At 66.6% G+C, this 26,407-nt stretch carries 22 protein-coding genes; 9 read left to right on the forward strand and 13 right to left on the reverse strand.

All coding sequences use genetic code 11. From position 1 onward, the window contains the following. The first annotated feature begins 36 nt into the window (after positions 1 to 36). From tldD to ABGI63_RS11560, 5 genes are all read left to right on the forward strand, one after another. Positions 37 to 1,500, forward strand: coding sequence for a metalloprotease TldD (gene tldD / locus ABGI63_RS11540; RefSeq protein ID WP_349742563.1), 1,464 nt, complete (start codon positions 37 to 39; stop codon positions 1,498 to 1,500). Positions 1,501 to 1,737: 237 nt separating this feature from the next. Further along, positions 1,738 to 2,862, forward strand: coding sequence for a 3-deoxy-7-phosphoheptulonate synthase (locus ABGI63_RS11545; protein WP_349742564.1), 1,125 nt, complete (start codon positions 1,738 to 1,740; stop codon positions 2,860 to 2,862). A 45-nt stretch (positions 2,863 to 2,907) separates the two neighbouring features. Continuing rightward, complete coding sequence (locus ABGI63_RS11550; protein ID WP_137941458.1) at positions 2,908 to 3,219, forward strand: hypothetical protein; 312 nt, start codon at positions 2,908 to 2,910, stop codon at positions 3,217 to 3,219. A gap of 89 nt (positions 3,220 to 3,308) precedes the next feature. Continuing rightward, positions 3,309 to 5,189 carry a molecular chaperone HtpG gene (gene htpG / locus ABGI63_RS11555; protein ID WP_349742887.1) on the forward strand — a complete coding sequence of 627 codons (1,881 nt, stop codon included), beginning with the start codon at positions 3,309 to 3,311 and terminating at the stop codon, positions 5,187 to 5,189. A 19-nt stretch (positions 5,190 to 5,208) separates the two neighbouring features. After that, positions 5,209 to 5,571, forward strand: a complete 363-nt coding sequence (locus ABGI63_RS11560) for a hypothetical protein (protein ID WP_349742565.1) — start codon at positions 5,209 to 5,211, stop codon at positions 5,569 to 5,571. Here the strand turns inward: ABGI63_RS11560 and ABGI63_RS11565 are convergent. The 5 genes from ABGI63_RS11565 to ABGI63_RS11585 form a co-directional block, all read right to left on the reverse strand. Next, positions 5,558 to 6,130, reverse strand: a complete 573-nt coding sequence (locus ABGI63_RS11565) for a hypothetical protein (RefSeq protein ID WP_349742566.1) — start codon at positions 6,128 to 6,130, stop codon at positions 5,558 to 5,560. The two genes, ABGI63_RS11560 and ABGI63_RS11565, sit on opposite strands and share 14 nt — an antisense overlap. A gap of 9 nt (positions 6,131 to 6,139) precedes the next feature. Beyond that, on the reverse strand, positions 6,140 to 9,307 hold the full coding sequence (locus tag ABGI63_RS11570) for a zinc metalloprotease (RefSeq protein ID WP_349742567.1): 3,168 nt from the start codon (positions 9,305 to 9,307) through the stop codon (positions 6,140 to 6,142). 263 nt (positions 9,308 to 9,570) lie between these two features. Further along, positions 9,571 to 10,602 carry a serine/threonine protein kinase gene (locus tag ABGI63_RS11575; protein ID WP_349742568.1) on the reverse strand — a complete coding sequence of 344 codons (1,032 nt, stop codon included), beginning with the start codon at positions 10,600 to 10,602 and terminating at the stop codon, positions 9,571 to 9,573. Positions 10,603 to 10,664: 62 nt separating this feature from the next. After that, positions 10,665 to 11,462 (reverse strand): DUF2726 domain-containing protein, encoded by a 798-nt coding sequence (locus ABGI63_RS11580; protein WP_349742569.1) that lies wholly within the window; start codon positions 11,460 to 11,462, stop codon positions 10,665 to 10,667. Positions 11,463 to 11,604: 142 nt separating this feature from the next. After that, positions 11,605 to 12,321, reverse strand: coding sequence for a GNAT family N-acetyltransferase (locus ABGI63_RS11585; protein ID WP_349742570.1), 717 nt, complete (start codon positions 12,319 to 12,321; stop codon positions 11,605 to 11,607). Between the two features lie 275 nt (positions 12,322 to 12,596). Between ABGI63_RS11585 and rplM the strand changes: the two genes are divergently transcribed. The 3 genes from rplM (at position 12,597) to erpA (ending at position 13,962) form a co-directional block, all read left to right on the forward strand. Then, positions 12,597 to 13,025, forward strand: a complete 429-nt coding sequence (gene rplM / locus ABGI63_RS11590; protein ID WP_349742571.1) for a 50S ribosomal protein L13 — start codon at positions 12,597 to 12,599, stop codon at positions 13,023 to 13,025. A gap of 10 nt (positions 13,026 to 13,035) precedes the next feature. Beyond that, on the forward strand, positions 13,036 to 13,428 hold the full coding sequence (gene rpsI, locus ABGI63_RS11595; RefSeq protein WP_137941463.1) for a 30S ribosomal protein S9: 393 nt from the start codon (positions 13,036 to 13,038) through the stop codon (positions 13,426 to 13,428). 159 nt (positions 13,429 to 13,587) lie between these two features. Next, the gene (erpA, locus tag ABGI63_RS11600) at positions 13,588 to 13,962 is read left to right on the forward strand and encodes an iron-sulfur cluster insertion protein ErpA (protein WP_349742572.1); all 375 of its coding nucleotides are present in this window, start codon (positions 13,588 to 13,590) and stop codon (positions 13,960 to 13,962) included. Between the two features lie 64 nt (positions 13,963 to 14,026). On the opposite strand, the gene ABGI63_RS11605 is transcribed toward erpA, so the two are convergent. Next, positions 14,027 to 15,136 (reverse strand): anhydro-N-acetylmuramic acid kinase, encoded by a 1,110-nt coding sequence (locus ABGI63_RS11605; RefSeq protein ID WP_349742573.1) that lies wholly within the window; start codon positions 15,134 to 15,136, stop codon positions 14,027 to 14,029. Positions 15,137 to 15,149: 13 nt separating this feature from the next. Beyond that, positions 15,150 to 16,532, reverse strand: a complete 1,383-nt coding sequence (locus ABGI63_RS11610; protein WP_349742574.1) for a M23 family metallopeptidase — start codon at positions 16,530 to 16,532, stop codon at positions 15,150 to 15,152. A 224-nt stretch (positions 16,533 to 16,756) separates the two neighbouring features. On the opposite strand from ABGI63_RS11610, the gene tyrS reads away from it, so the two are divergent. After that, on the forward strand, positions 16,757 to 18,031 hold the full coding sequence (gene tyrS, locus ABGI63_RS11615; RefSeq protein WP_432767406.1) for a tyrosine--tRNA ligase: 1,275 nt from the start codon (positions 16,757 to 16,759) through the stop codon (positions 18,029 to 18,031). On the opposite strand, the gene gnd is transcribed toward tyrS, so the two are convergent. The 6 genes from gnd to gspD all read right to left on the reverse strand — a co-directional run bounded on the left by gnd (position 18,032) and on the right by gspD (position 26,406). After that, positions 18,032 to 19,486, reverse strand: a complete 1,455-nt coding sequence (gnd, locus tag ABGI63_RS11620; RefSeq protein ID WP_349742575.1) for a decarboxylating NADP(+)-dependent phosphogluconate dehydrogenase — start codon at positions 19,484 to 19,486, stop codon at positions 18,032 to 18,034. Positions 19,487 to 19,558: 72 nt separating this feature from the next. Next, complete coding sequence (locus ABGI63_RS11625) at positions 19,559 to 20,455, reverse strand: 5'-nucleotidase (RefSeq protein WP_349742576.1); 897 nt, start codon at positions 20,453 to 20,455, stop codon at positions 19,559 to 19,561. 39 nt (positions 20,456 to 20,494) lie between these two features. Continuing rightward, positions 20,495 to 21,484: an AAA family ATPase gene (locus ABGI63_RS11630; protein ID WP_349742577.1), complete on the reverse strand. Its 990-nt coding sequence runs from the start codon at positions 21,482 to 21,484 to the stop codon at positions 20,495 to 20,497. Between the two features lie 111 nt (positions 21,485 to 21,595). Further along, positions 21,596 to 22,810, reverse strand: a complete 1,215-nt coding sequence (gene gspF, locus ABGI63_RS11635) for a type II secretion system inner membrane protein GspF (protein WP_349742578.1) — start codon at positions 22,808 to 22,810, stop codon at positions 21,596 to 21,598. A gap of 10 nt (positions 22,811 to 22,820) precedes the next feature. Beyond that, positions 22,821 to 24,236 carry a type II secretion system ATPase GspE gene (gene gspE / locus ABGI63_RS11640; RefSeq protein ID WP_349742889.1) on the reverse strand — a complete coding sequence of 472 codons (1,416 nt, stop codon included), beginning with the start codon at positions 24,234 to 24,236 and terminating at the stop codon, positions 22,821 to 22,823. Between the two features lie 10 nt (positions 24,237 to 24,246). Next, positions 24,247 to 26,406: a type II secretion system secretin GspD gene (gene gspD, locus ABGI63_RS11645; RefSeq protein ID WP_349742579.1), complete on the reverse strand. Its 2,160-nt coding sequence runs from the start codon at positions 26,404 to 26,406 to the stop codon at positions 24,247 to 24,249. Position 26,407: the final 1 nt, after the last annotated feature.

Raw genomic sequence — 26,407 nt, forward strand, 5'->3', positions numbered from 1 at the left:
GGTGGCGCTCGGCCGCTCGCTCCTACAATGCCTCTCATGATCTCCCGCGAACCCACTCTTGCCCGCCTGGTAGCGGCCCGCAGCCAGTTGCTGGAGCCCTACGGCCTCAGCGAGCTGGATCTGGCCAAGGCCTTGCGTCTGATCACCGAGCATCGCGTCGATGACGCCGATCTCTATTTCCAGACCACCCGCGCCGAGGGCTGGAGCCTGGAGGAGGGCATCGTCAAGAGCGGCTCCTTCAGCATCGACCAGGGCGTGGGTGTGCGGGCGGTGGCCGGCGAGAAGACGGCGTTTGCCTACTCCGACGATATTTCGGAAGCGGCGCTGATGGACGCGGCCCGCACGGTGCGCACGATTGCTGCGGCCGGGCAGAGCAAGAAGGTCAAGGTGCCTGCCTCGCCGCTGGTGTCGGGCAGCCGCTCGCTCTACGGCGATGCCGACCCGATCGCCAGCCTGGACAGCACCGAGAAGGTGGCCTTGCTGGAGCGCGCCGAGAAGATGGCGCGCGCCAAGGATCCGCGCGTGGCCCAGGTGATGGCCGGCCTGGCGGCCGAGCATGAGGTGGTGCTGATCGCGCGTGCCGATGGCACGCTGGCGGCCGATGTGCGCCCGCTGGTGCGCCTCTCGATCACGGTGATCGCCGAGAGCAATGGCCGGCGCGAGGTCGGCTCGGGCGGTGGCGGCGGTCGTTTCGGTCTGGCCTATTTCAGTGACGCGATGATCGCCAGCTATGTGGATCAGGCCGTCACGGCGGCGCTGACCAATCTGGAATCGCGCCCGGCCCCGGCCGGCGAGATGACCGTGGTGCTGGGCTCGGGCTGGCCCGGCGTGCTCTTGCACGAGGCCGTCGGCCATGGCCTGGAGGGCGACTTCAACCGCAAGGGCTCCAGCGTCTTTGCCGGCCGCATCGGCCAGCGCGTCGCCGCCAAGGGCGTGACGGTGCTGGACGACGGCACCATCCCGGATCGCCGCGGCTCGCTGAATGTCGACGACGAAGGCTGCGCCTCGCAGCGCAATGTGCTGATCGAGGACGGCATCCTGAAGGGCTATATCCAGGACGCGATGAATGCCCGGCTGATGAAGGTCGCGCCGACCGGCAACGGCCGGCGCGAGAGCTATGCCCATGTGCCGATGCCGCGCATGACCAACACCTATATGTTGGGCGGCGACAAGGACCCGCAGGAAATCATCGCCAGCATCAAGAAGGGCTTGTACGCGACCAACTTCGGCGGTGGCCAGGTGGATATCACATCCGGCAAGTTTGTCTTCTCGGCCAGCGAAGCCTTCTGGGTCGAGAACGGCAAGATCCAGTACCCGGTCAAGGGCGCGACCATCATCGGCAACGGCCCCGATGCCCTGACCCGTGTCACGATGATAGGCAACGATATGCGGCTGGACACCGGCGTCGGCGTCTGCGGCAAGGAAGGCCAGAGCGTGCCGGTGGGCGTGGGCCAGCCGACGCTGCGCATCGACGGCCTGACGGTGGGTGGCACGGCCTGACCGGGGCTTGCTGACGTTTTGATGCGACGGCGGCGCCAAAGCCGCCGTGCTACATTCAGTGCCATGCATTCGCCAAAGTTTTACTTTGCTTTCTTTTGGTTCTCGCACCGCACCGGCGGCGGAGAGGCGAACGCGTAAGCAAGCAAGTCAAACGCAACGAATCTCTAAAAACCGCCGGGCTCAGCCCAGGCGGTTTTTTTTCGTCCCACGGATCAGCCACGGAAAGAGCCAAGCCCAATGAACGCCAAGACGACCTCCCAGCATCAGGCCGAGCGCTGGTACTCGCCCCAGGACAAGACCAGCGAGACCGATGACCAGCGCATCCGCGATGTCACGCCGCTGCCGCCGCCCGAGCATCTGATCCGCTTCTTCCCGATCTCGGGCACGCCGATGGAGCAGCTGATCAGCGGCACCCGGGCCAATATCCGCAAGATCATGCAGCGCAAGGACGATCGCCTGCTGGTCATCATCGGCCCCTGCTCCATCCATGACCCGGCCGCTGCAGTCGAGTACGCGCGTCGGCTGCTGACGCAGCGCGAGAAGTACGCCGACACGCTGGAGATCGTGATGCGGGTCTACTTCGAGAAGCCGCGCACCACGGTGGGCTGGAAGGGCCTGATCAACGACCCCTATCTGGACGAGAGCTACCGCATCGACGAGGGCCTGCGCATCGCCCGCCAGCTGCTGCTGGAGATCAACCGCCTGGGCATGCCGGCCGGCAGCGAGTTCCTCGACGTGATCTCGCCGCAGTACATCGGCGACCTGATCTCCTGGGGTGCGATCGGCGCGCGCACCACCGAGAGCCAGGTGCACCGCGAGCTGGCCTCGGGCCTGTCCGCGCCCATCGGCTTCAAGAACGGCACCGACGGCAATATCAAGATCGCCACCGATGCGATCCAGGCGGCGGCCCGGCCGCACCATTTCCTGTCGGTGCACAAGAACGGCCAGGTGGCCATCGTCGAGACCAAGGGCAATAGGGACTGCCATGTGATCCTGCGCGGCGGCAAGACGCCCAACTACGACGCCGAGCATGTGGCCGCCGCCGCCAAGGACCTGCTGGCCGCCAAGCTGGACGACAGCTTGATGATCGACTGCTCACATGCCAACAGCAGCAAGCAGCACAAACGCCAGCTCGATGTGGCGCGCGATATCGCGGCGCAGATGGGGGCGGGCAGCCAGCAGATCTTCGGGGTGATGGTCGAAAGCCATCTGCACGACGGTGCCCAGAAGTTCAGCCCCGGCAAGGACGATCCGTCCAAGCTGGAGTACGGCAAGAGCATCACCGATGCCTGCCTGGGCTGGGACGATTCGCTGGAGGTGCTGGAGGTCCTGAGCGCTGCGGTCAAGGCGAGTCGCAAGTAGTTCATGCGGCTGAGCGAAAATCGGCTCAGTCACAAGGAGCAAGCGATGCGCAGCGAAGTCAAGATCGTGTTCGGCCCGGACCAGGAAATCAATCTGGTGGTCGACGCCAGCGAGGTCCTGTCCTTCGAGGCCGCCCGCCTCTGGCTGGACGAGCAGTTCGTCAAGAACGGCTGCGAGCCGATGCGGGGCGCCGGCAAGGTCTTGATCGCCGACAAGATCCTCGGCGTGGCCGCCGCCGTCGGCCCCGAGGCCTTCGAGGATGCCGCGTTTGCGCTGGACTATGCCCGCGCGGCCAGCGGTGCGCTGAGCAAGGCGCTGCTGCGGGTCGACATCCCGAAGCTGAGCCTGTCTTACTGAAGCCTCTTGAAAGAGCGCCACGGCGCCCCCAGATGCGGGGCGCTGTCGGCGTTCTTGCCGTTTTCTCTTACCGATATCGACAAGCCATGATGGAAAAGCAAACCCATTCCTTCCAGGCCGAGGTCAAGCAGATCCTGCACCTCGTCACCCATTCGCTGTACTCCAACAAGGAAATCTTCCTGCGCGAGCTGGTGTCCAACGCCTCGGATGCCTGCGACAAGCTGCGCTTCGAAGCCCTGGACCAAGCCGAGCTGTTCGAGGACACGCCCAATCTGGAGGTGCGCGTCAGCTTCGATGAGGCTGCCAAGACCGTCACCATCAGCGACAACGGCATCGGCATGAGTGCGGACGAAGCGATCGCCCACCTGGGCACCATCGCCAAGAGCGGCACGCGCGAATTCATGGCCAAGCTGGAAGGCGACCAGAAGAAGGATGCCAACCTGATCGGCCAGTTCGGCGTCGGCTTCTACTCCGGCTTCATCGTCGCCGACCGCATCACGGTCGAGACCCGCCGCGCCGGCCTGAAGCCGGAAGAGGGTGTGCGCTGGAGTTCGGAAGGCACCGGCGACTACGAGGTCGAGACCATCGCCAAGCCCGGTCGTGGCACCGATGTGATCCTGCATCTGCGCGAGGGCGAGGAAGAGTTCCTGAAGACCTGGCGCCTGAAGTCCATCATCAGCAAGTACTCGGATCACATCTCGCTGCCCATCCTGATGCGCAAGGAGGAGTGGGACGCCGAGAAGAGCGAGCAGGTCCTGACCGAGGCCTGGGAGCCGGTCAACAAGGCCTCGGCGCTGTGGGCCCGCAGCAAGAGCGAGGTCACGCCCGAGCAATACGAAGAGTTCTACAAGCAGATCAGCTACGACCAGGAAGCGCCGCTGGCCTACACGCACAACCGCGTCGAGGGCCGCAGCGAATACACCCAGCTGCTCTACATCCCGAAGAAGGCGCCCTTCGACCTGTGGAACCGCGACAAGCGCGGCGGCGTCAAGCTGTATGTGAAGCGCGTCTTCATCATGGACGACGCCGAGGCGCTGATGCCCGTCTATCTGCGCTTCGTCAAGGGCGTGATCGACTCGGCCGACCTGCCGCTGAACGTCAGTCGCGAGCTGCTGCAGGAGAGCCGCGACGTGAAGGCGATCCGCGAAGGCTCGACCAAGCGCGTGCTGTCGATGCTGGAAACGCTGGCCGACAACGAGGATGCGGCCGAGAAGGCCAAGTATGCGGACTTCTGGAAGGACTTCGGCTCGGTGCTGAAGGAAGGCGTCGGCGAGGATCACCAGAACCAGGAGCGGCTGGCCAAGCTGCTGCGCTTCGCCTCCACCCATGCCGATGAGAATGTCTCGCTGGCCGACTACCTGAGCCGTGCCAAGGAAGGCCAGGACGCGATCTACTACATCACGGCCGATTCACTGCAGGCCGCCAAGAACAGCCCGCAGCTGGAGATCTTCCGCAAGAAGGGCATCGAGGTGCTGCTGCTGATCGACCGCGTCGACGAGTGGATGCTCTCGCATCTGTACGAGTTCGAGGGCAAGCCGCTGCAGTCGGTGGCCAAGGGCGCGATCGACCTGGGCAAGCTGCAGGACGAGGACGAGAAGAAGAAGGCCGAGGAGGCCGCCGAGGTCAACAAGCCGTTGCTGGACCGTCTGAAGGCCTCGCTGAAGGACCGTGCCAAGGATGTGCGCATCAGCACCCGCCTGGTCGATTCGCCGGCCTGCATCGTCGTCGAGGAAGGCGATATGAGCGGTCATCTGGCGCGTCTGCTGAAGCAGGCCGGCCAGGCCGCGCCGAGCTCGCTGCCGACCCTGGAGATCAACGCCGATCACGCGCTGGTCAGGAAGCTGGACAGCAGCGTGCATTTCGACGATCTGGCCCACGTCATCTTCGATCAGGCGGTGCTGGCCGAGGGCGGCCATCTGGAAGATCCGGCCGCCTATGTGAAGCGCGTCAACGCGATGCTGCTCGGCTGAGCGCCACCGGGCCGATGTGATGAAGGCCACTGCCCCGTCTCTCGGCCTGGTCCTGCTGCTGCTAGGCCCGAGTTCGGTGGCGGTCTTCGCGGCGCCCCAGGTCATCGTCGGCACGGTGCTGGAGAACCGCCGCGACTGCGAGCGCGACGGCGCCTGCCTGCTGACCCTGCGGGTCGACGCGAGCCTGTGGCAGGTGCTCTACCACCCCGGTGAGGGCGAGCGTCGCTGCGCCAGCAGCGAGGTCACCGCGCAGGGGCTGCGCATCCAGGTTGGCGACCGGGTGCGCGCCTCCGGCCTGCCGACGCTGCGCGCCGGCCACAATCTGCTCGATGTCTGCACATCAAGCACCGATACGCTGACCCTGCTCGTCAAGTCCGGCTGAAGCGCCGCCGCAGCTGCAACGCCACCAGGCCCAGTGCCAGCATCACTGCGGCCGGCAGCTCAGGCACCTGGGTCACAAGGGCCGAGTAGTTGAGCGAGATATCGTCGGCCAGCGCCAGAAACTGGCCACCGGCGAGCGGGTCGCCGTCCCACCACTCGGCGCTCAGCACGAAGCTGCCGAAGTTGACGAAGCCGACCGGCGCGTCGGCATCCCAGGTCAGCGCATAGAGCCCGGTGGCGCCGGTGTAGGCCGTCGTGGCCGAAGCGCCCGGAGCGATGATGGGCAGATCGAACAGCGAGTCCGCCACCGCATGCTGGACGGCGTCGGCGCTGAGGCCGGTCAGTACCAGCCAGTTGGTGGCCTCCTGGTTGTCGATCTGGTAGCCCCAGCCGATGCGAGCGCCGGCCGTGCCGGCGATATTGCCATCGAGCGGCGTGGTGGCCGCGTTCCATTGCTGGGCCCATGCGACGGGAGCGCCCAGCAGCAGGGTCACCAGGGCGAGGGCGCCGAGTCCGGCGCGGGCGGCTGACGGTCGACGGGCGACGTGTTGTGTCGTCATGCAGATCTCCTACTTGGGAATGACCGATTGCGAGATGGAGAAGTTCAAGACCCGGCCGAACTTGTCCGTCATCACACCGTCCTCGACGACGCTGAAGCGCGTCACCGAGGCCGGCACATTGAAGTGCAGCCGCACGATGCTGGACTGTCCCATCGTCAGGTCGGGCACGGTGATCGGCAGCGCCGGTGACAGCGCGCCGTTGTAGCTGACCGTGCCGCTGCCGGACAGCGTGCGAGGTCGGATGGCCTTGATCTGGATGGCCTGGGCCAGGCCCTGACCGCTATTGCTCAGCTGCACATCGATGAAGTAGACGCCTGCGGCGGCAAAGCCTTGGGCGACGATGCTGCCGGCCAGGCGCGGCGGGCCGCCCTGGTCACAGGCCGAGTTGATGAAGAACTTGGCGTCCTTGGCGACCGACTGGCCGGCCATGTCGTAGGCGCGTGCCACCAGATGGATGAAGCCGCTGCCCGGCACCAGCAGCTTGAAGGGCAGGCGATTCAGGGGAATCGCGGTCCATTGGAGCCCACCGTCCAGGCTGTACTCGACGTTCTTCAGCGCCACGCTGCCGGTCTCGATCTTTGGATCTATCGTGGCTTCGACACAGGTCGTCGGCAGCTGATCGAGGCCGCTGACGCTCAGGTTCAGGGTCGGCGCGGCACCGGCGACGTGGACGGTGGTGGTGGCCGTGGCGGTATTGCCGTCGCGGTCGGTGGCCGTCATCGTCAGGATGTGCGAACCCTTCGCGAGCTTGTCCGTCGTCAGCAGCGCGCCATGGCCGAGCGGGCCGCCGAGATTGGACTGCCAACTGACGGCGTTGCCGTCCAGCATGCCGTCATCGACGTCATAGGCCAGCCCTTCCAGGGGCACCGGCACGCCCGGCGGGAAGGCTTGGTTGGCCAGCGGCGAGACGATGGAGAGCGCGCTCGGCCCCTTGCGCGGCACGCTGAACGGTTCGGACAGCACGGAGCCCGAGTTGATGCCGTCGGATACCGACACCATCAGCCGGCCCGTGCCCTGTGCGCCCGGCAGCAGGTCGAAGTCCACGGTCAGGGAGGCGCTGTCGCTGAGCGCTGCGATCTGCGACCAGACCGCGCCGTTATTGGGCGAGTAATAGACCTTGGCGGTGTGGCCGGTGCTGTCGGCATCGCTGACGGCCCACTCGATGCGTTGCGGCCCGCTGAGCACACCGCCTGCGGGCTGCACGAGAGTGACGACAGGCTTGTCGCCGCCGAGGTCGAGGCTGCCTATCGGCAGGTTGGCGGCATCGAACACGACGATGCGTGCCGCGCCGGCAGCGACCGGGAGCAGCGCGAAGAAGCTGGCTGGTCCTTCGATGTCGGGGCCGACGCCTTCGCTGTGTGAGCGCGTCGGGGTGAAGTGCCGCAGCGCCAGGGTCGCGCCGGCCGCGCTCTGGACTTCAACCCTGTGGCTGCCGCTGCCGGCACCGACGGGGCCTGACGCCACGTCTTCGAACAAGGCATCGAACTGCACGCCAGCAGCCGTCAGCGTGCCGGAGATGGTCCAGTAGCCGCCGCCGACGGCTTGCTGTGGGCTGCGTATCGCGGATGTCGTCATGATGCTGCGGGCTCGGGAGGGAGCGACGCTCGCGCTGGTGACGGCGCCGCCGCTCAGCGCGGCGATCGCGGTCTTGTAGCGCTGCGGCGAAATCCAGCGCGGCACGCAGTAGCTGAGGATGTCATAGGTGTTGTCGGGGTCCAGCGGCTTGCGCGCCGCGACATCGAAGCCGACTTCCAGACGCGCCGCGCTCTGGATGCGGTTGTTGGCAAACGGCCAGTCGGTGGCGCCGTCGACGGCCTTGTTGTAGCAGCCCGGAGGCGCCGCACCGGCCACCGGCACATCGGTGTTGGTATGGCGCAGGCCCAGCGTATGCCCGACCTCGTGAGCGACCACCTCGGTCACGGTCTCGGTGCCCAGGCGGATCGCGCTGGTGCGGCTGCCGGCGCCGCGGCCGGGGATCTCGTGGGCCATGCCGCCGGTGCCGCCGGGCAGGGCCGGCCGTATCATGCCGTAGTAGACGGTGTGGGTGCCGAACAGATCGCCGATGCCGTCGAACAGGCCATACAGATCATTGACGTCCTTGATCGTGACCGGCCACCAGTTGTCGACCGAGGGGAAGGTCGCGACATCGCGCCTGACAAAGCTGTTGGTGACCTGCACCGTGACCGATGAGGTCGGTGCGAGCTTGCGCAGCACCCCGATATTGCCGGCCAGCGTGTTCGCGGCCGCGCACAGCCAGTTGCCGGCCGCGTCCTTGGCCTCGCAGATCGATACGGCCTTCAGTACCAGCGCATCCGTCTTGCGGCTCTTGAAGGGCAGGTCATGCGACTCGAGTACATTGCCGGCGCTGTCCAGTACCTTGGCGTTGAGATCCCAGTCGCCCTCGGGTGGGGAGAAGTAGAAGTCGAGCGATTGACAGCCGTTGCGCTGGCGGCGCTGGTCTTCGGCGCCGCATTGCGGCTGCAGCACCAGCTGGCGGGTCTGGTTGATGGCGCCGCTGAGCTTGACCGTCACCGGGGTCACGTTGTCGACCTTGTTCATATAGACCCGTACGACGGCCGGCTTGCCGGCGATGACGGGGACGGGTGCCTCGCGCCCCGCTTGCAGGCTGGTCTTCAAGTCCTTGATCGATTGGTACTGCTGGATCGCCTGCGTGACCTCGACGCCCTCGATGCCTATCGTGGTGCAGATCTTCAGATTGTCGATACCGGTCTGGTCGGTGTTGCCGGTGACACGCACCGTCTTGATCTTGTTGCCCTCGACCTCGACCTTGATCGGATCCCAGCGGTTGAAGTTGCCATTCGGATCACCGGTGCCGGTGTTGTAGTTGGGCAGGCCGAGGGCGCTGGTCAGCTCCACACCGGCTTCGTCATAGGCGGTCACACGGACGTTGACGAAGGAGGAGAAGTAGAACTCGGCCTTCGAGGCCGGATTGGCCAGCACGATATCGCGCTGCGAGGCATTGCCACCGAGCCAGAACGCGATCGTCTGTGGCGACGGCTCGTTGGCGAAGTTGCCGGTGCCGCCGGCATCGAAGTCGATGATGCCCAGCCAGCCCGGTGTGGTGATGCCGGCCACCGGGGGCACGGCGGCCAGATTGCCGACACCTTCGAAGTCAATCGTCGTGCAGACGCGGCCGCTCTCCAGGGTCGCTGCCATCGGCGCGGCGCTGCGCTTGACCGGCGCAGCCGCAGGCGAAGCGGTGGCCGCCGAGCGCGGTTGATGCAGACCTGGGACTGGCTGCGCCAAGGCGGCGCAGCAGGCGAGCGAGCACAGCCCGAGAAGTCGAGACCAGCGTTGCATATGAACCCTCCCTGTGCAGCTGGCGCTGCCGTTGGCATGAGGGCATGGTGTAGCGGTGGCGGGCCGGCAGTGTCAATTCCCAGAATGCCCTGTCCCCCTAGGTTCGCAAGCGGGCGGTGTCAGTCCAGAAACTGGTAGTCCTCGTCGGGAATCGCCGGGGCCGCGGGAGGCTGCATTGCTTCGAGCTGCTCCCGCAGCTTGGCCACCTGGTCGTTCCAGTAGTTCGGTGTGCCGAACCACGGGAAGGCCTGCGGAAAGGCCGGGTCACCCCAGCGCCGGGCCAGCCAGGCGCTGTGGTGGATCATCCGCAGGGTGCGCAGCGGCTCGATCAGGGTCAGCTCGCGGCGGTCGAATTCGGCCACTGTTTCGTAGCCCTCGAGCACGCAGGCCAGTTGCTGGCGCATGCTCAAGGCATCGCCGGACAGCAGCATCCACAGATCCTGAATGGCCGGGCCGGTCACTGCATCGTCCAGATCGACGAAGTGCGGCCCCTTGTCGGGTGTCCACAGGATGTTGCCGGGATGGCAATCGCCATGCAGACGCAGCGTCTGCAGACCAGGAATTGCGTCGAAGGCCTGCTGGGTCGCGTCCAGGCATTGCTGCACGACGGCGCGCCAGGCCGGCTGGATTTCCACCGGCACGCTGTCATGCGCCAACAGCCAGTCGCGCGCGATCAGGCCGGGCTGAGCACTGTCCCAATGCAGCCGGTGCACGAACGGCTGCCGCCGCCCGACCCCATGGATGCGCCCCAGCAGCCGGCCTATCCAGGTCAGCACCTCGGGGTCTTCCAGCTCCGGGCTGCGCCCGCCCTGGCGTGCGCTGACCGCGAAGCGCTGGCCACGGTAGTGGCTCAGTGTGCTGGCCGCATCATCCTGGCCCAGCATCCAGGGCGCGGCCACCGGCACTTCGGCGTCGACCAGTTCCTGGGCGAAGCCATGTTCCTCCAGGATCTGTTCGTCGCTCCAGCGTCCGGGTCGGTAGAACTTGGCGACCGCCACACGGCCGTCCTCCAGATGCAGCTGCAGCACCCGGTTCTCGTAGGAGTTCAGCTGCAGCATGCGGCCATCGCCATGGAGGCCGACGGCATCGAGGGCATCCAGCATGAACTCGGGCGTCAGGTCGCCGAAGCTGAAATCGTGATCAGTGCTCATTAAAAACGGCTGCGGCGCCGAGCCGGAGGCAGGCGCCGCAGCGAAGTGGCCGGTGCCGGAGCTTAACGGTGACCGTAGCGGGGCGTGTCGACCACCACGCCGACGATGTCATTCGGGGCCTCGTCCGGATACTGGGAGTCGGCGCTCAGCGGCTCGCCGAAGGGGCGGCTGTTGCGAAAGCCGGGCCGGGTTTCGCTGCGGGTCACGGCGACGCTGTCGTAGCGGCTGTCGGGCGCAAAGAAGGAGTCGTGGAACACGGCCGAGTCCTGCCAGAGGTTCTCACGGCTGCTGCGGCGCGGCGTCTTGCTGCTGATGCTGGGGCGTGCCGGCGTCAGGTTCGGTGTCGGTGCGGGCTGCGGACCCCGCGAGGCACTGCTGCTGAAGGGCACCAGCAGCTGCAACTCGGCCGCGCTCGGCAGGTTGTCGATCGGGCAGCGCAGATAGCGCACCCGGCAGGCGCCCAGCACCGACTGCTTGATCTGCAGGCTGCGGCTGGAGGCATGGCGCTCGGCATCCAGGTCCACGGCCGCCAGCACGCGGCCGTTCGGGCTGCAGATCGCAAACGTCACATGGGTGGCGCCCAGCAGATCAAACCAGTAGCGCACCTGCTTGGCCTCGGTCGGTTGACAAAAGCGCACCAGCGGCAGCTTGGACAGGATGACGTGGTGAGGCAGGGCTTCCTTGAGCAGACGGTAGACGCGCCGCTCATCGGTGCTGAAGACCGGGCGGGCGCTCAAGGCCCATTCGCTGGGCAGCGGCTTGGCGCCCTGGCTGGGTCGGCGCCAGACCCATAGCAGGGCCAGCACGACAAAGCCGCAGGCAAAGACCAGCGCGATGATCCACGGAACGGTGGTTTGCATGTCCCTCGTGATCTCGATGAGTGGGGATGCGCCTCTAAACAAGCGCTTATTCAGCTGAATGTAACTGAATATTGTGACAAGCAACCCCGGGCCTACCCCCGGAAACGGGGTAGGCCCGGGCGATGTCCCGTGATTGAGGGGGTTACTGTTTGGCGGCCTTGCCGGCGTCGTCGAACTGCGACTTGATCTCGGCCACGCCGTCGATGAAGTTGCCGAAGACTCGGGCATGGCGCTTGAACTGGAAGTCCAGTTCCGCCATATGGCGCTCGATGGCTTCGCCGACATGGGAGGCCACGGTGTCCGGCGGCAGGCGCAGCCAGGCTTCGGACTCCGAGCCGTCTCGCTCCACCTTGGCCCCGGCATTGCGGGCGATGCGCAGCATCGGCACGTTCTCGCTCAGTGCATGGATGAACAAGGTGTCGATGCCCCGATTGCGGGCGTGCAGGGCCGCATGCTCGAACAGCCTGGCGCCGAAGCCGCGACCTCGCGCCTTGCCCAGCACCGAGACGCCGAACTCTGCCATGGCCGGCTTGCCTGGCAGTTGCGGCGATGGCTCGTAAGCCAGATGCGCCATCGCGACCAGCTCCAGCCGGCGGTTGAAGATGCCCAGCACCTCGTCGCGGTCGAAGTTCAGACCCATCGCGTACTTGGCAATCTGCTCGTCCGAGGCGGGGTAGCCGAAGCGCAGATAGCGGTCGCGCGCGTCCAGCGACAACAGATGTTCCTTGATGCGGCGCCGATGCCGGCGTGCCAGCGAACGGATCGGCACCCAGGATGCCCAGCGCTGCAGGGCCGCCGCCGGTCCCCAGGCTGGGGATGGCTCGGCGGCTGTCGGGCTGGTTGTCTCTGGCGCGGTCATGGCATTGATCTGGTGAGGGATTAGTGAAAACCCTGATTTTACATGGGCGAAGGCGGCGTCTGTGCGTGATCGATGTGTCGGCTGTTTGATGGCGGGGCCGAATCTGATACACTCGCGGGCTTTCCCGGCCTTGGCTGCGGGTAAGAAGTCCGAGTGCAGTGCATGAGAGGTCGCCTTTGATAAGCGGCACCGAATGGCTGGCAAGGATAAGAATCAGCCATCCGACCGCCTGCCGGCCTCTTTATACAGGTTTGCAGGCACTCGAAAGTAATCTCATGAAGACCTTCAGCGCCAAGCCGGCCGAAGTGACGCACGAGTGGTTTGTGATTGACGCCACCGACAAGGTGCTCGGACGTGTTGCCAGCGAAGTGGCACTCCGTTTGCGCGGCAAGCACAAGGCCATTTACACGCCTCACGTGGACACCGGCGATTTCATCGTCATCATCAACGCGGAAAAGCTTCGCGTTACGGGCAACAAGGCCAATGACAAGGTGTACTACCGTCATTCGGGCTTCCCGGGCGGCATCTACGCCACCAAGTTCAAGGACATGCAAGCCAAGCACCCGGGCCGCGCCCTGGAAAAGGCTGTCAAGGGCATGCTGCCCAAGGGTCCGTTGGGCTACGCCATGGTGAAGAAGCTGAAGGTCTATGCTGGTGACACCCACCCGCACGCCGCTCAGCAGCCCAAGGCTCTGGAAATCTAAGGAGCGGTTGATGATCGGAAACTGGAACTATGGTACCGGCCGCCGCAAGTCGTCGGTCGCTCGCGTCTTCATGAAGAAGGGCACTGGCCAAATCATCGTCAACGGCAAGACCGTCGACGAGTATTTCGGCCGTCAGACCTCGATCATGGTCGTCAAGCAGCCGCTGATGTTGACCAACAACGGCGAAGCCTTCGACATCAAGATCAACGTCCACGGTGGCGGTGAGTCGGGCCAAGCCGGTGCAGCGCGCCACGGCATCACCCGTGCGCTGATCGACTACGACGCAGCCCTGAAGCCCGAACTGAGTCGCGCCGGCTTCGTCACGCGCGATGCGCGTGAAGTCGAGCGTAAGAAGGTCGGTCTGCACGGCGCGCGTCGTCGGAAGCAGTTCAGCAAGCGCTGATCCCCTGGTTTGCCACTTCGGTGGCATGCCGGCAACAAGGCCGCTGTGTTTTCGCAGCGGCCTTGTTTCATTTCTGATCGCCCACAAATACCCTTGACGGCCATGGCTGCGCTGTTTGCGTAGACAATACCGGTCAGAACTAAACATTCAGGAAATCCTATGAGCGCTGTTCTCGAAACTTCCCTGGCCGGTGCCGACGAGATGCCGGTGCCGCTGATCTTCACCGACAGCGCGGCCGACAAGGTGCGCGATCTGGTTGCCGAGGAAGGCAATCCGGAGCTGAAGCTGCGTGTTTTCGTGCAGGGCGGTGGCTGCTCCGGCTTCCAGTACGGTTTCACCTTCGACGAGGCCGTCAACGAGGACGATACGCAGATGAACAAGAACGGCGTCACCTTGCTGATCGACGCGATGAGCTTGCAGTATCTGGCCGGTGCCGAGATCGACTACAAGGAAGACCTGCAGGGCGCGCAGTTCGTGATCAAGAATCCGAACGCAAGCACCACCTGCGGCTGCGGTTCCAGCTTCTCGGTCTGAGGCCTGGTCTTCGCAAGGCAACAAAGCCGCCCTCGGGCGGCTTTCTCATTGCTGCATGGCCCGCTCAGGCGGGATGAAGCGCACCCAGCAGGCGCGGGCCCGCAGCGCCGGTCACGCTCGGCAGATTGCCCGGCTGGGCCTGGACAAAGCGCTGGGCCAGCCAGGCGAACGCGGCCGCCTCGACCTGCATGGCCGGTAGCCCCCGGGTGTCGGTGCTCAGCACGGCCAGGCGGGGCAGCAAGGCCTGCAGGCGCCGCATCAGCTGCCCGTTCAGTGCGCCGCCGCCGCAGACCAGCAGCTCCTTCGATGAGGGGCCATGCCGGTGCAGATCCTCCGCGACGCTTGTTGCCGTCAGCTCCAGCAGGCTGGCTTGCACATCCTGGGCGGCTGCCTGCGGTGCGTGACGCGCCAAGAGGCGGTCCAGCCAGTCGGGGTTGAACAGATCGCGCCCGGTGCTGCGCGGCGGCGCGAGCTGGAAGTAGGGCTCGGCACGCATGGCCTGCAAGAGTTCTGGCAGCACCCGGCCTGTTGCGGCCCAGGCGCCATCGGCGTCATAGGGGCGGCCCAGATGGCGATCGGCCCAGTGATCCATCAGGCAGTTGCCCGGTCCGCAGTCGAAGCCCCGCGTGCTGCCGTCGCCGGCCAGCAGGCTGATATTGCTGATGCCGCCGATGTTCAGCACCGCGATATCACACCCGTCCCGGGCAAACAGTGCCCGGTGGAAGGCCGGCACCAGTGGTGCACCCTGGCCGCCTGCGGCCAGATCACGGCTGCGCAGATCGCTGATCGCCGCGATGCCGCTCAGCTCGGCCAGCAGGGCGCCATTGAGGAGCTGCAAGGTGTAGCCGCAGCCATCGAACTCGCCGGGCCGGTGCCGGATGGTCTGGCCATGGGCGCCGAGGGCGCGGATCTCGCTGCGCCGGTGGCCGCTCTGGCTCAGCAGTGCGTCGACCAGCTGTGCATAGGCACGGGCCACACCATTGGCAGCCAGAGCGCAGCGGTGGGCCTCGTTGTCTCCCGGCGTGTTGAGTGCCAGCAGTTCGGCGCGCAAGGCTGCATCAAAGGGCTGGTGGCTGTGGGCCAGCACGGTGATGCCGGCATCCAGGCGTGTCAGCACCGCATCGACACCGTCCAGCGAGGTGCCGGACATCAGCCCGATGAACAGATCGCTCATCCGGGTCGGGGCTTCAATCGGCGCCGCTGACGCCCACGCCCATCGATTCGGCCGCCGAGAGCTGGCTCTTGACGCTGGCCACGGTCTGCTGGAACTGCGCCTTGGCGCTGGCCGGCAAGGTGATGGCCTCCGAGGCGCGAGCGATCACTCGTGGATCCTGGTGCTGGCCCTTGACGCGGAACTCGAAGTGCAGGTGCGGGCCGGTGGCCCAGCCGGTGGCGCCGACCGCACCGATGCGCTGGCCCTGCTCGATGCGTTGGCCCTTCTTGACGTCCATGCGGCTCAGGTGCGCGTACACCGTCTGGCGCTCGCCGGCATGACGCACATAGATGACGTTGCCGAAGCCGTTCTGCCAGCCGGCGAATTCGACCAGGCCGTCGCCGACGGTGCGCACCGGCGTGCCGGTCGGCGCACCGAAGTCGGTGCCCAGGTGGGCGCGCCATTTCTGCAGGATCGGGTGGAAACGCATCGCGAAACCGGAGGTCACGCGCGAAAACTCCATCGGGCTGGCCAGGAAGGCGCGGCGCTTGCTCTGGCCGTCGAAGCCGTAGAAATTGCCCTTGCCGCTGGCCGAGTCCTTGTACCAGACGGCCGAATAGCTCTTGCCGTTGTTGACGAACTCGCCCGCGATCACGCGGCCGGCGGCCTGGCCCCAGTTGATCGGCTCGCCATCGGCGGTCATGCTCTCGAACACCACCGAGAAGCGATCGCCCTTGCGCAGCTCGCGGTGGAAGTCGATATCGCCGGAGAACATATCGGCCATCTGCGAGGCGATCGCATCGGGAATGCCGGCCTCGTCGGTGGCAACAAACAGCGAGGAACGCACCATGCCGCTGCCCAGGCGGACCTGGCTTTGCAACGGGGCGGTTTCCAGCTTGGCGCTGAAGCCGGCACCATGGCGCTGGATGCTCAGCCGGCTGAAATGGGTGGTCTGCTGCTCGGCCAGCTCGGCGGGGAAGCGCACGATCATCGACTGCACGGTGCCGGCGTCATCGGCGCTCAGCTGCACCAGCTTGCCGACACGGCCCTGCAGCACGCGGCGGGCCAGCGCATCATTGCGCAGGAACTCGGCGGCGGCCGGGTCGAAGGCGCCCATGCGGCGCAGCAGTGAATCGGCGGTGTCGCTGGCGCGGGTCACATCGTTGCGCACCAGCGAAAGCTGATGGCTGGCCAGTGCGCTCAGCTGTTCTTCCAGATCCAGGGTCTGGACCGGCTCGCTGATCAGCTGTCGGGGCAGGTCGGCGGCATTCGGCGCCAGCGGCGCGATACCGAAAGCGGTGATGGCGAAGCCGCCCAGCAGGCCGACCACCGTGCCGGTCAGTGCCCGTGGGTGTCGGGCCGCGAAGGCTTCGGCGCCCGTCAGCGCCCGCTTCAGTTCCGTTTTCCAGTCAGTCACGCTCAAGATGCCCAAGCCCTGTTGTTGTACCGGGCCGTAAGCAAGCGGACCACCCGGCGTGGTCACCGGGGGTGTCCACTAGAATCTGGGGATTGCCGGACCACCCCATTTAGGGGGGATTTGGCAAAACAGCGGCGAGTATAACGAGGCGAAAGCCGCGTCAACGCCAAGAAAACCCGATAAATCAAGGCTTTACCCTGGCCTGCGCACACAACTTTCCAAACATGTCCGAATCGCGAACACCCGAGACCGCCGCCCCGACCCCCGCAGCAGCCGCCGGTGCGACGCGTTATCCGGTCACCGACAAGGTGCGCGAGGCGATGGCGGTGTCGCTGCGCGGGGTCGAGGAGTTGTTGCCCGAGGCCGACTGGCTGCAGAAGCTGGCCCGCTCGGAGGCCACCGGCCAGCCGCTGCGCATCAAGCTGGGCCTGGATCCGACCGCGCCCGACATCCATCTGGGCCACACCGTGGTGCTCAACAAGATGCGCCAGCTGCAGGATCTCGGGCACACGGTGATTTTCCTGATCGGCGACTTCACCTCGATGATCGGCGACCCCTCGGGCCGCAACGCGACCCGGCCGCCGCTAACGGCGGAGCAGATCAAGCACAACGCCGATACCTACTATAAGCAGGCCAGTCTGGTGCTGGACCCGGCCAAGACCGAGATCCGCTACAACAGCGAATGGAGCGATCCGCTGGGCGCGCGCGGCATGATCCAGCTGGCCGCCAAGTACACGATGGCCCGGATGATGGAGCGCGACGACTTCGCCAAGCGCTATGCCGCGCAGACGCCGATCTCGGTGCATGAGTTCCTCTACCCGCTGATGCAGGGCTATGACTCGGTGGCGCTGAAGAGCGATCTGGAGCTGGGCGGCACCGACCAGAAGTTCAATCTGCTGATGGGCCGCCATCTGCAGCAGGAATATGGTCAGGAGCCGCAGTGCATCCTGACGATGCCGCTGCTGGAGGGGCTGGACGGCGTCGAGAAGATGTCCAAGTCCAAGAACAACTATGTGGGCCTGACCGAGCCGGCCACGCAGATGTTCGCCAAGATCCTGTCGATCAGCGATGTGCAGATGTGGAAATGGTTCCAGCTGCTGAGCTTCAAGAGCCTGGATCAGATCGCCGCGCTGCGCGCCGAGACCGAGGCAGGGCGCAACCCCAAGGAAGCCAAGGTGCTGCTGGCCAAGGAGATCACCGCGCGCTTCCACGGCGCGGCGGCGGCCGACGAGGCCGAGGCCGACTTCAACAAGCGTGCCCAGGGTGGCATTCCCGACGACATCCCCGAGCTGAGCCTCGGCGGCGCGCCGCTGGGCATCGGCGGCCTGCTGAAGGCCGCCGGCCTGGTCAGCTCCGGCAGCGAGGGGCTGCGCATGGTGGAGCAGGGCGGTGTGCGCATCGATGGCGCCACCGTCAGCGACAAAGGCCTGAAGGTGGCGGCCGGTACCTTTGTGCTGCAGGTGGGCAAGCGCAAGTTCGCCCGCGTGACCCTGACCTGATCAGACCGAGTAGGTGCTGGAGGCGGTGCGGCCGCCGCTGCCGGTCCAGTTGGTGTGGAAGAACTGGCCGCGCGGCTGGTCCACCCGCTCATAGGTGTGGGCGCCGAAGTAGTCGCGCTGGGCCTGCAGCAGATTGGCCGGCAGGCGGGCACTGCGCAAGCTGTCGAAGAAGGCCAGCGCGCTGCTGAAGGCCGGCACCGGGATGCCCTTGGCCACGGCCGTGGCCACCACCTGGCGCCAGCCGGCCTCGCTCTTCTTGACGGCCTGTTCGAAGAAGGGCGCCAGCAGCAGATTCTGCAGCTGCGGGTCCTGCTCGAAGGCGGCCTTGATATCCCCGAGGAAGGCGCTGCGGATGATGCAGCCGCCGCGCCACATCAGCGCGATGCCGCCGTAGTTCAGGTGCCAGCCGTTCTGCTCGGCGGCGGCCGCCATCAGCATATAGCCCTGGGCGTAGCTGATGATCTTGGAGGCGTAGAGCGCCTGGCGGATCGCCTCGACGAAGGCGGCGCGTTCAACATCCACCTTGCGGTTGCTGCCACCGAAGACCTTGGCGGCCTGTACGCGCAGGTCTTTCATCGCCGAGACGCAACGGCTGTACACCGCCTCGGCCATCAAGGTGATCGGGATGCCCAGATCGGCCGAGGAGATCACGGTCCACTTGCCGGTGCCTTTCTGACCGGCGGTGTCGAGGATCTTGTCGACCAGGGGTGCGCCGTCCTCGTCGGTCTTGGCCAGGATGTCGCGCGTGATCGCGATCAGGTAGGAGTCCAGCTCGCCCCGGTTCCAGTCGGCGAATACCGCACTCATCTCGGCCGGCGTCATGCCCAGACCCTCCTGCATCAGCTGGTAGGCCTCACAGATCAGCTGCATATCGCCATACTCGATGCCGTTGTGCACCATCTTGACGTAGTGGCCGGCACCGCCTTCGCCGACCCAGTCGCAGCAAGGCGAACCATCGTCAACCTTGGCCGCGATGGCCTGGAAGATCGGTTTCACATGGGGCCAGGCCGCGGCCGAACCGCCGGGCATGATGCTGGGGCCGAAGCGCGCCCCTTCCTCACCGCCGGAGACGCCGCTGCCGATATAGAGCAGGCCCTTGGACTCGACGTACTTGACGCGCCGTGCGGTGTCGTCGAACAGCGAGTTGCCGCCGTCGATGATGATGTCGCCCGGCTCCAGATGGGGCAGCAACTGCTCGATGAACTCGTCCACCGGGCTGCCGGCCTTGACCATCAGCATCACGCGGCGCGGGCGCTTGAGCAGCGACACCATCTCCTCGATGGAATGCGCGCCGATCACCTTCGTGCCTTTGGCCTCGTGGGCCAGGAACTCGTCGACCTTGGCGGTGCTGCGGTTGTGGGCGACGACGGTGAAGCCGTGGTCGTTCATGTTCAGGATCAGGTTCTGGCCCATCACGGCCAGGCCGATCACTGCGATATCGGCTGGGGCTTGCATATTGTTTTCAGGTCGAAGAAAAACCTGAATCCTAGGGGAAACCCGGTTTTGTGTCGTGAGTCGGGCGAAAAGTCAGTGGTTCTTGATGCCCGTCGCCACATGGCCCGAGGGCACATGGGCGGTGGCGTTCTGGACATGGCCGATCTGGTCGTCGAAGAAGAAGTCGGGCTCGAACTCGCGCAAGAACTCGCCCTTGGGCAGGCCGCCGAGGAACATCGCCTCGTCGACCTCGATGCGCCAGTCCATCAGGGTGCGCAGCGCCCGCTCATGGGCCGGGGCGCTGCGTGCGGTGACCAGGGCGGTGCGCACCGCCATCGCATCGGTCTTGTCCTGCTGCAGACCATGCAGGGCGGCCAGCACCGGCTTGAAGGGGCCGGCGGCCAGCGGCGTCAGCACGCGCTCGCGCTCATGGGCCTGGAAGGCATCCAGACCGCCGGCCTGGAAGACCCGCTCGGCCTCGTCGGAGAACAGCACGGCGTCGCCGTCGAAGGCAATGCGCAGCTCATGGGGATGGGCGTCCGAGGCGTGGGCCGACAGCGGCAGCACCCGCGCGGCGGCCACACCGGCCGCCAGCGCCGAGCGCACATCGGCCTCGTTGGCGGACAGGAAGAGCTGGGCTTTCAGCGGGCGCAGATAGCGCCAGGGCGACTCACCGCGGGTGAACACGCCGCGCTCGATCTTCAGGCCGTAATGCTGGGCCGAACGGAACACCCGCATGCCCGAGATCGGGTCATTGCGTGACAGCACGACGACCTCGACCCGCGGGCCCGCTGCGGTGTTGAAGCCGAGCAGTTTGCGCACCAGCGAGAAGGCCACGCCCGGTTTGGCCGGCATGTCCAGGCGCTGCTGCTGCAGCTGCATATAGGCGCGGTCATCGCCGTCTTCGAAGAGCTGGTTCTCTTCCTCGAAATCAAACAGCGCGCGCGATGAGATGGCGACGACCAGCTGGCCGTCCAGATTTGCAGGCATGGCCCATCATAGAGGGGCTACGCGGGCCGATGCTCAGGATCAGTGCGTGAAGCCGATAGGCGCGCGCTTGAGTCCGGGCTCCGGCAGGTCCTCGCACAGCACGGTGGCACGCTTGGCCAGCTTGGCGTTGCCGAAGGCCGTCATCCAGGCGCGCCGCATCTCGCGCGGCGCCAGCTCGGCCATGCGGTCCAGCAGCGCGGCGCTGGGCGCCTCGTCGAAGCGCCGGCCCCAGTCGTGCTGTTCCCGGATAGCGCTGTAGAGCCGGGCCGCGATGGCGCGGGCCGCCGCGAAATCGGGCGCCTGCACCTCGTAGACATTGACGCGGTTCAGGATGGGATCAGGTATTGCGCGGGCGTCGTTGGCGGTGGCGACCCAGATCACCTGGCTGGCGTCGACCGCGATCTCGGCGAACTCGTCGGTGAAGCTGCCGGCCGTGTCGTGTTCGAGCAGGCTGTAGAGCGAGCCCAGCGGGTCGTAGCTGAGCTCGCCACCGGCCTTGTCGATCTCGTCGACCACCATCACCGGATTCGCGTAGTCGCCGTCGATCAGGGCCTCGAAGACCTTGCCGGGCCGCGCACCCTTCCACTGGCTGGAGGCGCCCGACAAGACCCAGCCGGCGGTCAGCGAGCTCATCGAGATGAAGCCCATGCCGGTGCCCAGCAGCTGGGCGATCTGGCGGGCGAAATGGGTCTTGCCTATGCCCGGCGGGCCCAAGAGCAGCAGCGGGGTGATCTCCAGCGGGTCGCCGCTGTCCTCGCACAGCGCGATCTGGCGCCGCACATCGTCGAGCACCTCGTGGAAGTTGGGCAGCTCCTCGTAGAGCGCGGCCATCGCCGGCAGGCCCGAGGGCTTGACCTGGAAGCGCTGCGGGCCTTTGTCCAGCATACGCTGGTAGGTGTTGCGCAAGGGCTCGTGGTCGCGCTCGGGCAGCTTGGCGAGCTTTTGCTCGACCTCGTGGACGCTGAACACACTGCGCATCTGCGCAATCGGGATGCGAGGGGCCAAGGCGATGGCGTGAGAGCTGCTCATGAACCGACTCCAGGCCCTGAACCGCAGGGCTCGTGTCTATTCAAGCAAACAGCGGGCCACCGTGCGCATCGAGAAAAGCCCCGATTGCCCAATAGTTCACCGTTCGGTTTTTCATTTGACCCAGGTATTGAGCTGGATGATGGGCAGCAGCACGGCCAGCACGATCAGCATCACGATGGCGCCCATCGCGACGATCAAGAGCGGCTCGAGAATCGTCGCGGCGGCCATCGCGCGGCGCTGCACCTCGGTGCCGAGCTGGCGGGCGGCGCGTTCCAGCATCTGCGGCAGCGAGCCGGTCTGCTCGCCCAGGCGGGCGAACATCGCCAGGATGCCCGGGAAGCGCTTCTTGCCGGCCAGGGCCGAGCCCAGCGGCGCGCCCTCGCGCACCTGCACCAGCGCGTCCAGCGCGTCGGCGCGCATCGCGCGGTTGCCCAGGGTCTCGGCCGCCGCCTGCAGGGCCTTCAGAATCGGCACGCCGGCGCCGGCCAGCATCGCCAGCGTGCTGGCGAAGCGCGCCGCGTTGTAGCCGCGCGCCAGCCGGCCGATCAGCGGCACGCCCAGCATCGCGGCATCGAAGCGCTCGCGAAAGGCATTGTTGCGCAGCATCCACGACAGCCCGCTGAAACCGGCCACCAGGGCCGCCAGCACGGCCCAGCCCCATTGGCGCACGAAGTCGCTGATCGCCAGCATCGCGACGGTCAAAAAGGGCAGGGCGCGCTTGGAGCCGGTGAAGACGGTGGCGATCTGCGGCACCACATAGGTGACCAGAAAGATCACGATGACGATGGCGATCAGCGAGACGATGGCCGGGTAGGCCATCGCGCCGATCAGCTTGGCGCGCAGGTTCTGGCGTTCCTCCAGATCGTCGGCCAGGCGCTCCAGCACCAGGCCCAGCGCGCCGCTCTGTTCGCCGGCCGCGACCACCGCGCGGTAGACCTCGTCGAACTCGCGCGGCGCGGTGGCCAGCGCGCGCGCAAAGGTGGCGCCGCCGTTGACCTCGGCCTTCAGCTGGGCCAGCAGTTCGGCGATGCGCTGGTCCTCGCTCTCGTCGGCCAGCGCGGTCAGCGCCCGCTCGATCGGCAGGCCGGAGCCGACCAGGCCGGCCAGCTGGCGGGTCCAGACCGACAGCGCCGTGGCGCTCAGCACGCGCCGGCTCCAGCGGCTGCCCTGGCCCTCCTGGCCTTGCTGTTCGACCGGCTGCACGCTCAGCGGCACCAGCGCTTGAGCGCGCAGCTGGGCCCGTGCGGCGCGCGCGCTGTCGGCCTCCAGCAGACCGGTGCTGCTGCGGCCGGCGGCGTTCAGGGCTTCGTACTTGAAGGCTGGCATAGCGGCTTCGTCAGTCGCGGGTCACGCGCAACACCTCTTCGGCCGAGGTGATGCCGGCCGTGATCAAACGCTCGCCATCCTCGCGCATCGAACGCAGGCCCTTGGTTCGCGCCGCCGCCTGCAGCTCGCCCTCGGACGTGCGCTGATGGATCAGCGCGCGCAGCTCGTCATCGACCACCATCAGCTCGTAGACCCCGGTGCGGCCCTTGTAGCCGGTCTGCCCGCAGGCCGGGCAGCCGACCGGATGCCAGCGCCCGTCGGGGCTCTGGCGCTTGCAGCTGCCGCAGAGCTTGCGCACCAGACGCTGGGCCTGCACGCCCAGCAGGCTGGAGCTCAGCAGAAAGGGCTCGACCCCCATGTCCATCAGCCGCGTCACCGCGCTGGGTGCGTCATTGGTGTGCAGCGTGGCCAGCACCAGGTGGCCGGTCAGCGAGGCCTGGATCGCGATCTGGGCGGTCTCGTAGTCGCGGATCTCGCCGATCATGATGACGTCCGGATCCTGGCGCAGGATGGCGCGCAGGGCCTTCGCGAACGTCAGGTCGATCTTGGTGTTGACCTGGGTCTGGCCGATGCCGCCGAGCTCGTACTCGATCGGGTCCTCGACCGTCAGCACATTGGTCGTGCTGGTGTCCACCGTCTGCAGCGAGGCATAGAGGCTGGTGGTCTTGCCCGAGCCGGTCGGGCCGGTCACCAGCACGATGCCGTGCGGCTGCTGCACCAGATGCTGGAAGGCGCTCAGCACATCGCCGCTCATGCCCAGGCCTTCGAGCGTGAACTTCGATTCGCTCTTGTCCAGCAGGCGCAGCACCGCGCGCTCGCCATGGGCCGAGGGCAGGGTGGAGACGCGCACATCGATGGCACGGCCGCCGATGCGCAGCGAGATGCGCCCATCCTGCGGCAGGCGCTTCTCGGCGATGTCGAGCTCGGCCATGATCTTCAGCCGCGAGATCAGCGCGGCATGCAGGCCGCGGTTGGGCTGGACCACCTCGCGCAAGGTGCCGTCGACCCGGAAGCGCACCGAGCTGGCGCGCTCGTAGGGCTCGATATGGATGTCGCTGGCCCCGTCCTTGGCGGCCTGGGTCAGCAGCGCATTGAGCATGCGGATGATGGGCGCGTCGTTGGCCGCCTCCAGCAGGTCCTCGACGGCCGGCAGATCCTGCATCATGCGGCTCAGGTCGACCGCGCTCTCGACCTCGCCGACCACGACGGCCGCACTCGATTCGCTGCCCGCATAGGCGCGGTTGATGCGCTCGGCCAGGCTGGCCTGGGCCTCATGCTCCATGCGATCGATGCTGTAGAGGCGCTGCACCTCGGACAGCGCGGCCAGGGTCACCAGCGGCGGCGCCCACAGCACCAGCTGGGCGCCGTCGTCCTCCAGCAGCACCGTGTGGGTGCGCGCGAAGGCATAGGGGAGGGGGTGGCGTATCGCCATGGCTTTAGTTTGTCTTGCCTTGCTGGGGCACCGCCGGCTGCGCGCCCGGCAGCAGGGGCAGGATCGGCGCGCCGGTATCGGGCAATACCGGGTTCGGGGCGGGCTGGGCGTTCTGCTGCAGCGCGCGTATCGATTCGTAGCGGTCCAGGGTCACCTGATCGGCGCCGAGCTGGTTGCGCAGCACCACCGGGCGCAGGAAGACCAGCAGATTGGTCTTGATGCGCTTGCGGTTCTCGCCCTTGAACAGATTGCCCAGCAGCGGGATATTGCCCAGGCCCGGCACCTTGTCCTCGCCGTCGCTGTACTCGTCCTTCATCAGCCCGCCCAGCACGATGATCTGGCCGTCGTCGGCCAGCACCGTGGTCTCGATCGAGCTCTTGTCGGTGGTCGGGCCGGCGCTGTTGGTGACCCCCTGCACCACCGAGGAGTTCTCCTGGTAGATCACCATGCGCACCGTGCCGCCCTCGCCGACCTGGCTCTTGATGCGCAGGGTCAGGCCGACGTCCTTGCGCTCTATGGTCTGGAAGGGGTTGACCGTGCCGCCGGTGCCGGCGCCGGTGTTGGTGAAGGAGCCGGTGATGAAGGGCACGTTCTGGCCGATCACGATCTTGGCTTCCTCGTTGTCCAGCGCCACCAGATTGGGCGTCGACAGGATGTTGGCGCCGGTCTGGGTTTCCAGGAAGTTGGCGATCGCGCCCAGCGTGTAGAAGTCGCTGACCTTCTTCAGCACGCCGATGTTCAGGCCCTGGTTGACGCCGCTGGCGACCGCCGTGCCGATGGTCGTGCGCCCGCCGGCCGTCGCGGCCGACAGGTTGACGATATTGGAATTGCCGCTGCCGAAGTTGGTGCCCAGGCCTGAGATCGTGCGGTCGCCGTCCTTGCCGAACAGGCTTTGCCACTGCACACCGAACTGCCCGGTCTTGTTGGCATCGACCTTGACGATCATCGACTCCACATAGATCTGGGCGCGCCGGCCGTCGAGCTGGTCGATCACCGCGCGCACCTGGCGGTACAGCGGCTCGGCGGCGGTGATGATCAGCGAGTTGGTCGAGGGGTCGGCCTGAATGAAGCCGCCGGTCGACGGGCCCGCCGAGGCGCTGACCGGCGAGGTCGAGGCTGATGAGTTGCCGCTGCCGGTACTGCTGTTGCTACCGCCGCTGCCGGTAGCGCTGATCGTGCCCTGGGCGGCCGGCGTCAGCTGCGCGTTGTTGCTGGAACTGCCGCTGCTGCTGCTGCTGCCGCCCGCGCCACCGAAGGCGGCGCGCAGCACCACGGCCAGCTTGGCGGCCTCGGCGTTCTTCAGATGCACGACGCGGATGCCCGGTGCGTCGCCATCGGGCAGCGGCTGGTCGAGCTTGGCAATGGTGGCGCGGGCGCTGGCCAGCCGGGCCGGATTGGCTGCGCGCAGTATCAGCGCATTGCTGCGCGGGTCGACCAGCACGCTCAGCGATCCGCTGGCCTGGCCGGGCGCACCGGCGACGGCGCCGCTGCCGGCCTCGCCGAGTTTTTGCACCAGGGCCGCGATGTCGGCAGCCAAGGCATGCTTGAGCGGCACGACCTCGATATCGGTGCTGGACGGCGTGTCCATCGCCGCAATGATGCGGGTGAGCCGCTGCAGGTTCTCGGCGTAGTCGGTGATCACCAGGCTGTTGTTGCCCGGGTTGGCATTGATGGTGTTGTTGGGGCTGATCAGCGGGCGCAGCACGGCCACCAGATTGTTGGCGTTCTCGTGGTTGAGCTTGTAGATCTGGGTCATCACCTGGTCGCCACGCTGGCTGCTGGCGCCCACCGCGACCGCGCCGGTCTGCAGCTTGGCGTCGGCCTCGGGCACGACCTTGTAGAGGCCGCCGGCCTCGACCACCGTGAAGCCGAGTCCGCGCAGCCCGGCCAGATAGCTCAGATAGGCCTCGCGCACGCTCAGCGGCTGCTCGCTGTAGAGCGTGATCACGCCCTTGACCCGCGGGTCGATGACGAACTGCCGGTCCATCATCACGCCGATGGCGCGGGTCACGGCCTCGATGTCGGCGTTGACGAAGTTCAGCGTCACCGGGGTCTGGGCCTTCAGCGCCGGGCCGCGCGCGGCCGCGCTTTGTGCCTGAGCCGGCGTGGCAGCGGCCAGGGCCAGCAGCGCCAGCAGCGGGAGGAGCCGGTGTTTCTTGATCATC

Origin of the sequence: Roseateles cavernae (assembly GCF_040187885.1) — a bacterium.
Classification (GTDB): domain Bacteria; phylum Pseudomonadota; class Gammaproteobacteria; order Burkholderiales; family Burkholderiaceae_C; genus Roseateles_E; species Roseateles_E cavernae.

Bases quoted from the DNA above. Each gene is read 5' to 3' on its own strand.
- tldD (WP_349742563.1), top strand. From the start codon at position 37: ATGATCTCCCGCGAACCCACTCTTGCCCGCCTGGTAGCGGCCCGCAGC.
- ABGI63_RS11545 (WP_349742564.1), top strand. From the start codon at position 1,738: ATGAACGCCAAGACGACCTCCCAGCATCAGGCCGAGCGCTGGTACTCG.
- ABGI63_RS11550 (WP_137941458.1), top strand. From the start codon at position 2,908: ATGCGCAGCGAAGTCAAGATCGTGTTCGGCCCGGACCAGGAAATCAAT.
- htpG (WP_349742887.1), top strand. From the start codon at position 3,309: ATGGAAAAGCAAACCCATTCCTTCCAGGCCGAGGTCAAGCAGATCCTG.
- ABGI63_RS11560 (WP_349742565.1), top strand. From the start codon at position 5,209: ATGAAGGCCACTGCCCCGTCTCTCGGCCTGGTCCTGCTGCTGCTAGGC.
- ABGI63_RS11565 (WP_349742566.1), bottom strand. From the start codon at position 6,130: ATGACGACACAACACGTCGCCCGTCGACCGTCAGCCGCCCGCGCCGGA.
- ABGI63_RS11570 (WP_349742567.1), bottom strand. From the start codon at position 9,307: ATGGCAGCGACCCTGGAGAGCGGCCGCGTCTGCACGACGATTGACTTC.
- ABGI63_RS11575 (WP_349742568.1), bottom strand. From the start codon at position 10,602: ATGAGCACTGATCACGATTTCAGCTTCGGCGACCTGACGCCCGAGTTC.
- ABGI63_RS11580 (WP_349742569.1), bottom strand. From the start codon at position 11,462: ATGCAAACCACCGTTCCGTGGATCATCGCGCTGGTCTTTGCCTGCGGC.
- ABGI63_RS11585 (WP_349742570.1), bottom strand. From the start codon at position 12,321: ATGACCGCGCCAGAGACAACCAGCCCGACAGCCGCCGAGCCATCCCCA.
- rplM (WP_349742571.1), top strand. From the start codon at position 12,597: ATGAAGACCTTCAGCGCCAAGCCGGCCGAAGTGACGCACGAGTGGTTT.
- rpsI (WP_137941463.1), top strand. From the start codon at position 13,036: ATGATCGGAAACTGGAACTATGGTACCGGCCGCCGCAAGTCGTCGGTC.
- erpA (WP_349742572.1), top strand. From the start codon at position 13,588: ATGAGCGCTGTTCTCGAAACTTCCCTGGCCGGTGCCGACGAGATGCCG.
- ABGI63_RS11605 (WP_349742573.1), bottom strand. From the start codon at position 15,136: ATGAGCGATCTGTTCATCGGGCTGATGTCCGGCACCTCGCTGGACGGT.
- tyrS (WP_432767406.1), top strand. From the start codon at position 16,757: ATGTCCGAATCGCGAACACCCGAGACCGCCGCCCCGACCCCCGCAGCA.
- gnd (WP_349742575.1), bottom strand. From the start codon at position 19,486: ATGCAAGCCCCAGCCGATATCGCAGTGATCGGCCTGGCCGTGATGGGC.
- ABGI63_RS11625 (WP_349742576.1), bottom strand. From the start codon at position 20,455: ATGCCTGCAAATCTGGACGGCCAGCTGGTCGTCGCCATCTCATCGCGC.
- ABGI63_RS11630 (WP_349742577.1), bottom strand. From the start codon at position 21,484: ATGAGCAGCTCTCACGCCATCGCCTTGGCCCCTCGCATCCCGATTGCG.
- gspF (WP_349742578.1), bottom strand. From the start codon at position 22,810: ATGCCAGCCTTCAAGTACGAAGCCCTGAACGCCGCCGGCCGCAGCAGC.
- gspD (WP_349742579.1), bottom strand. From the start codon at position 26,406: ATGATCAAGAAACACCGGCTCCTCCCGCTGCTGGCGCTGCTGGCCCTG.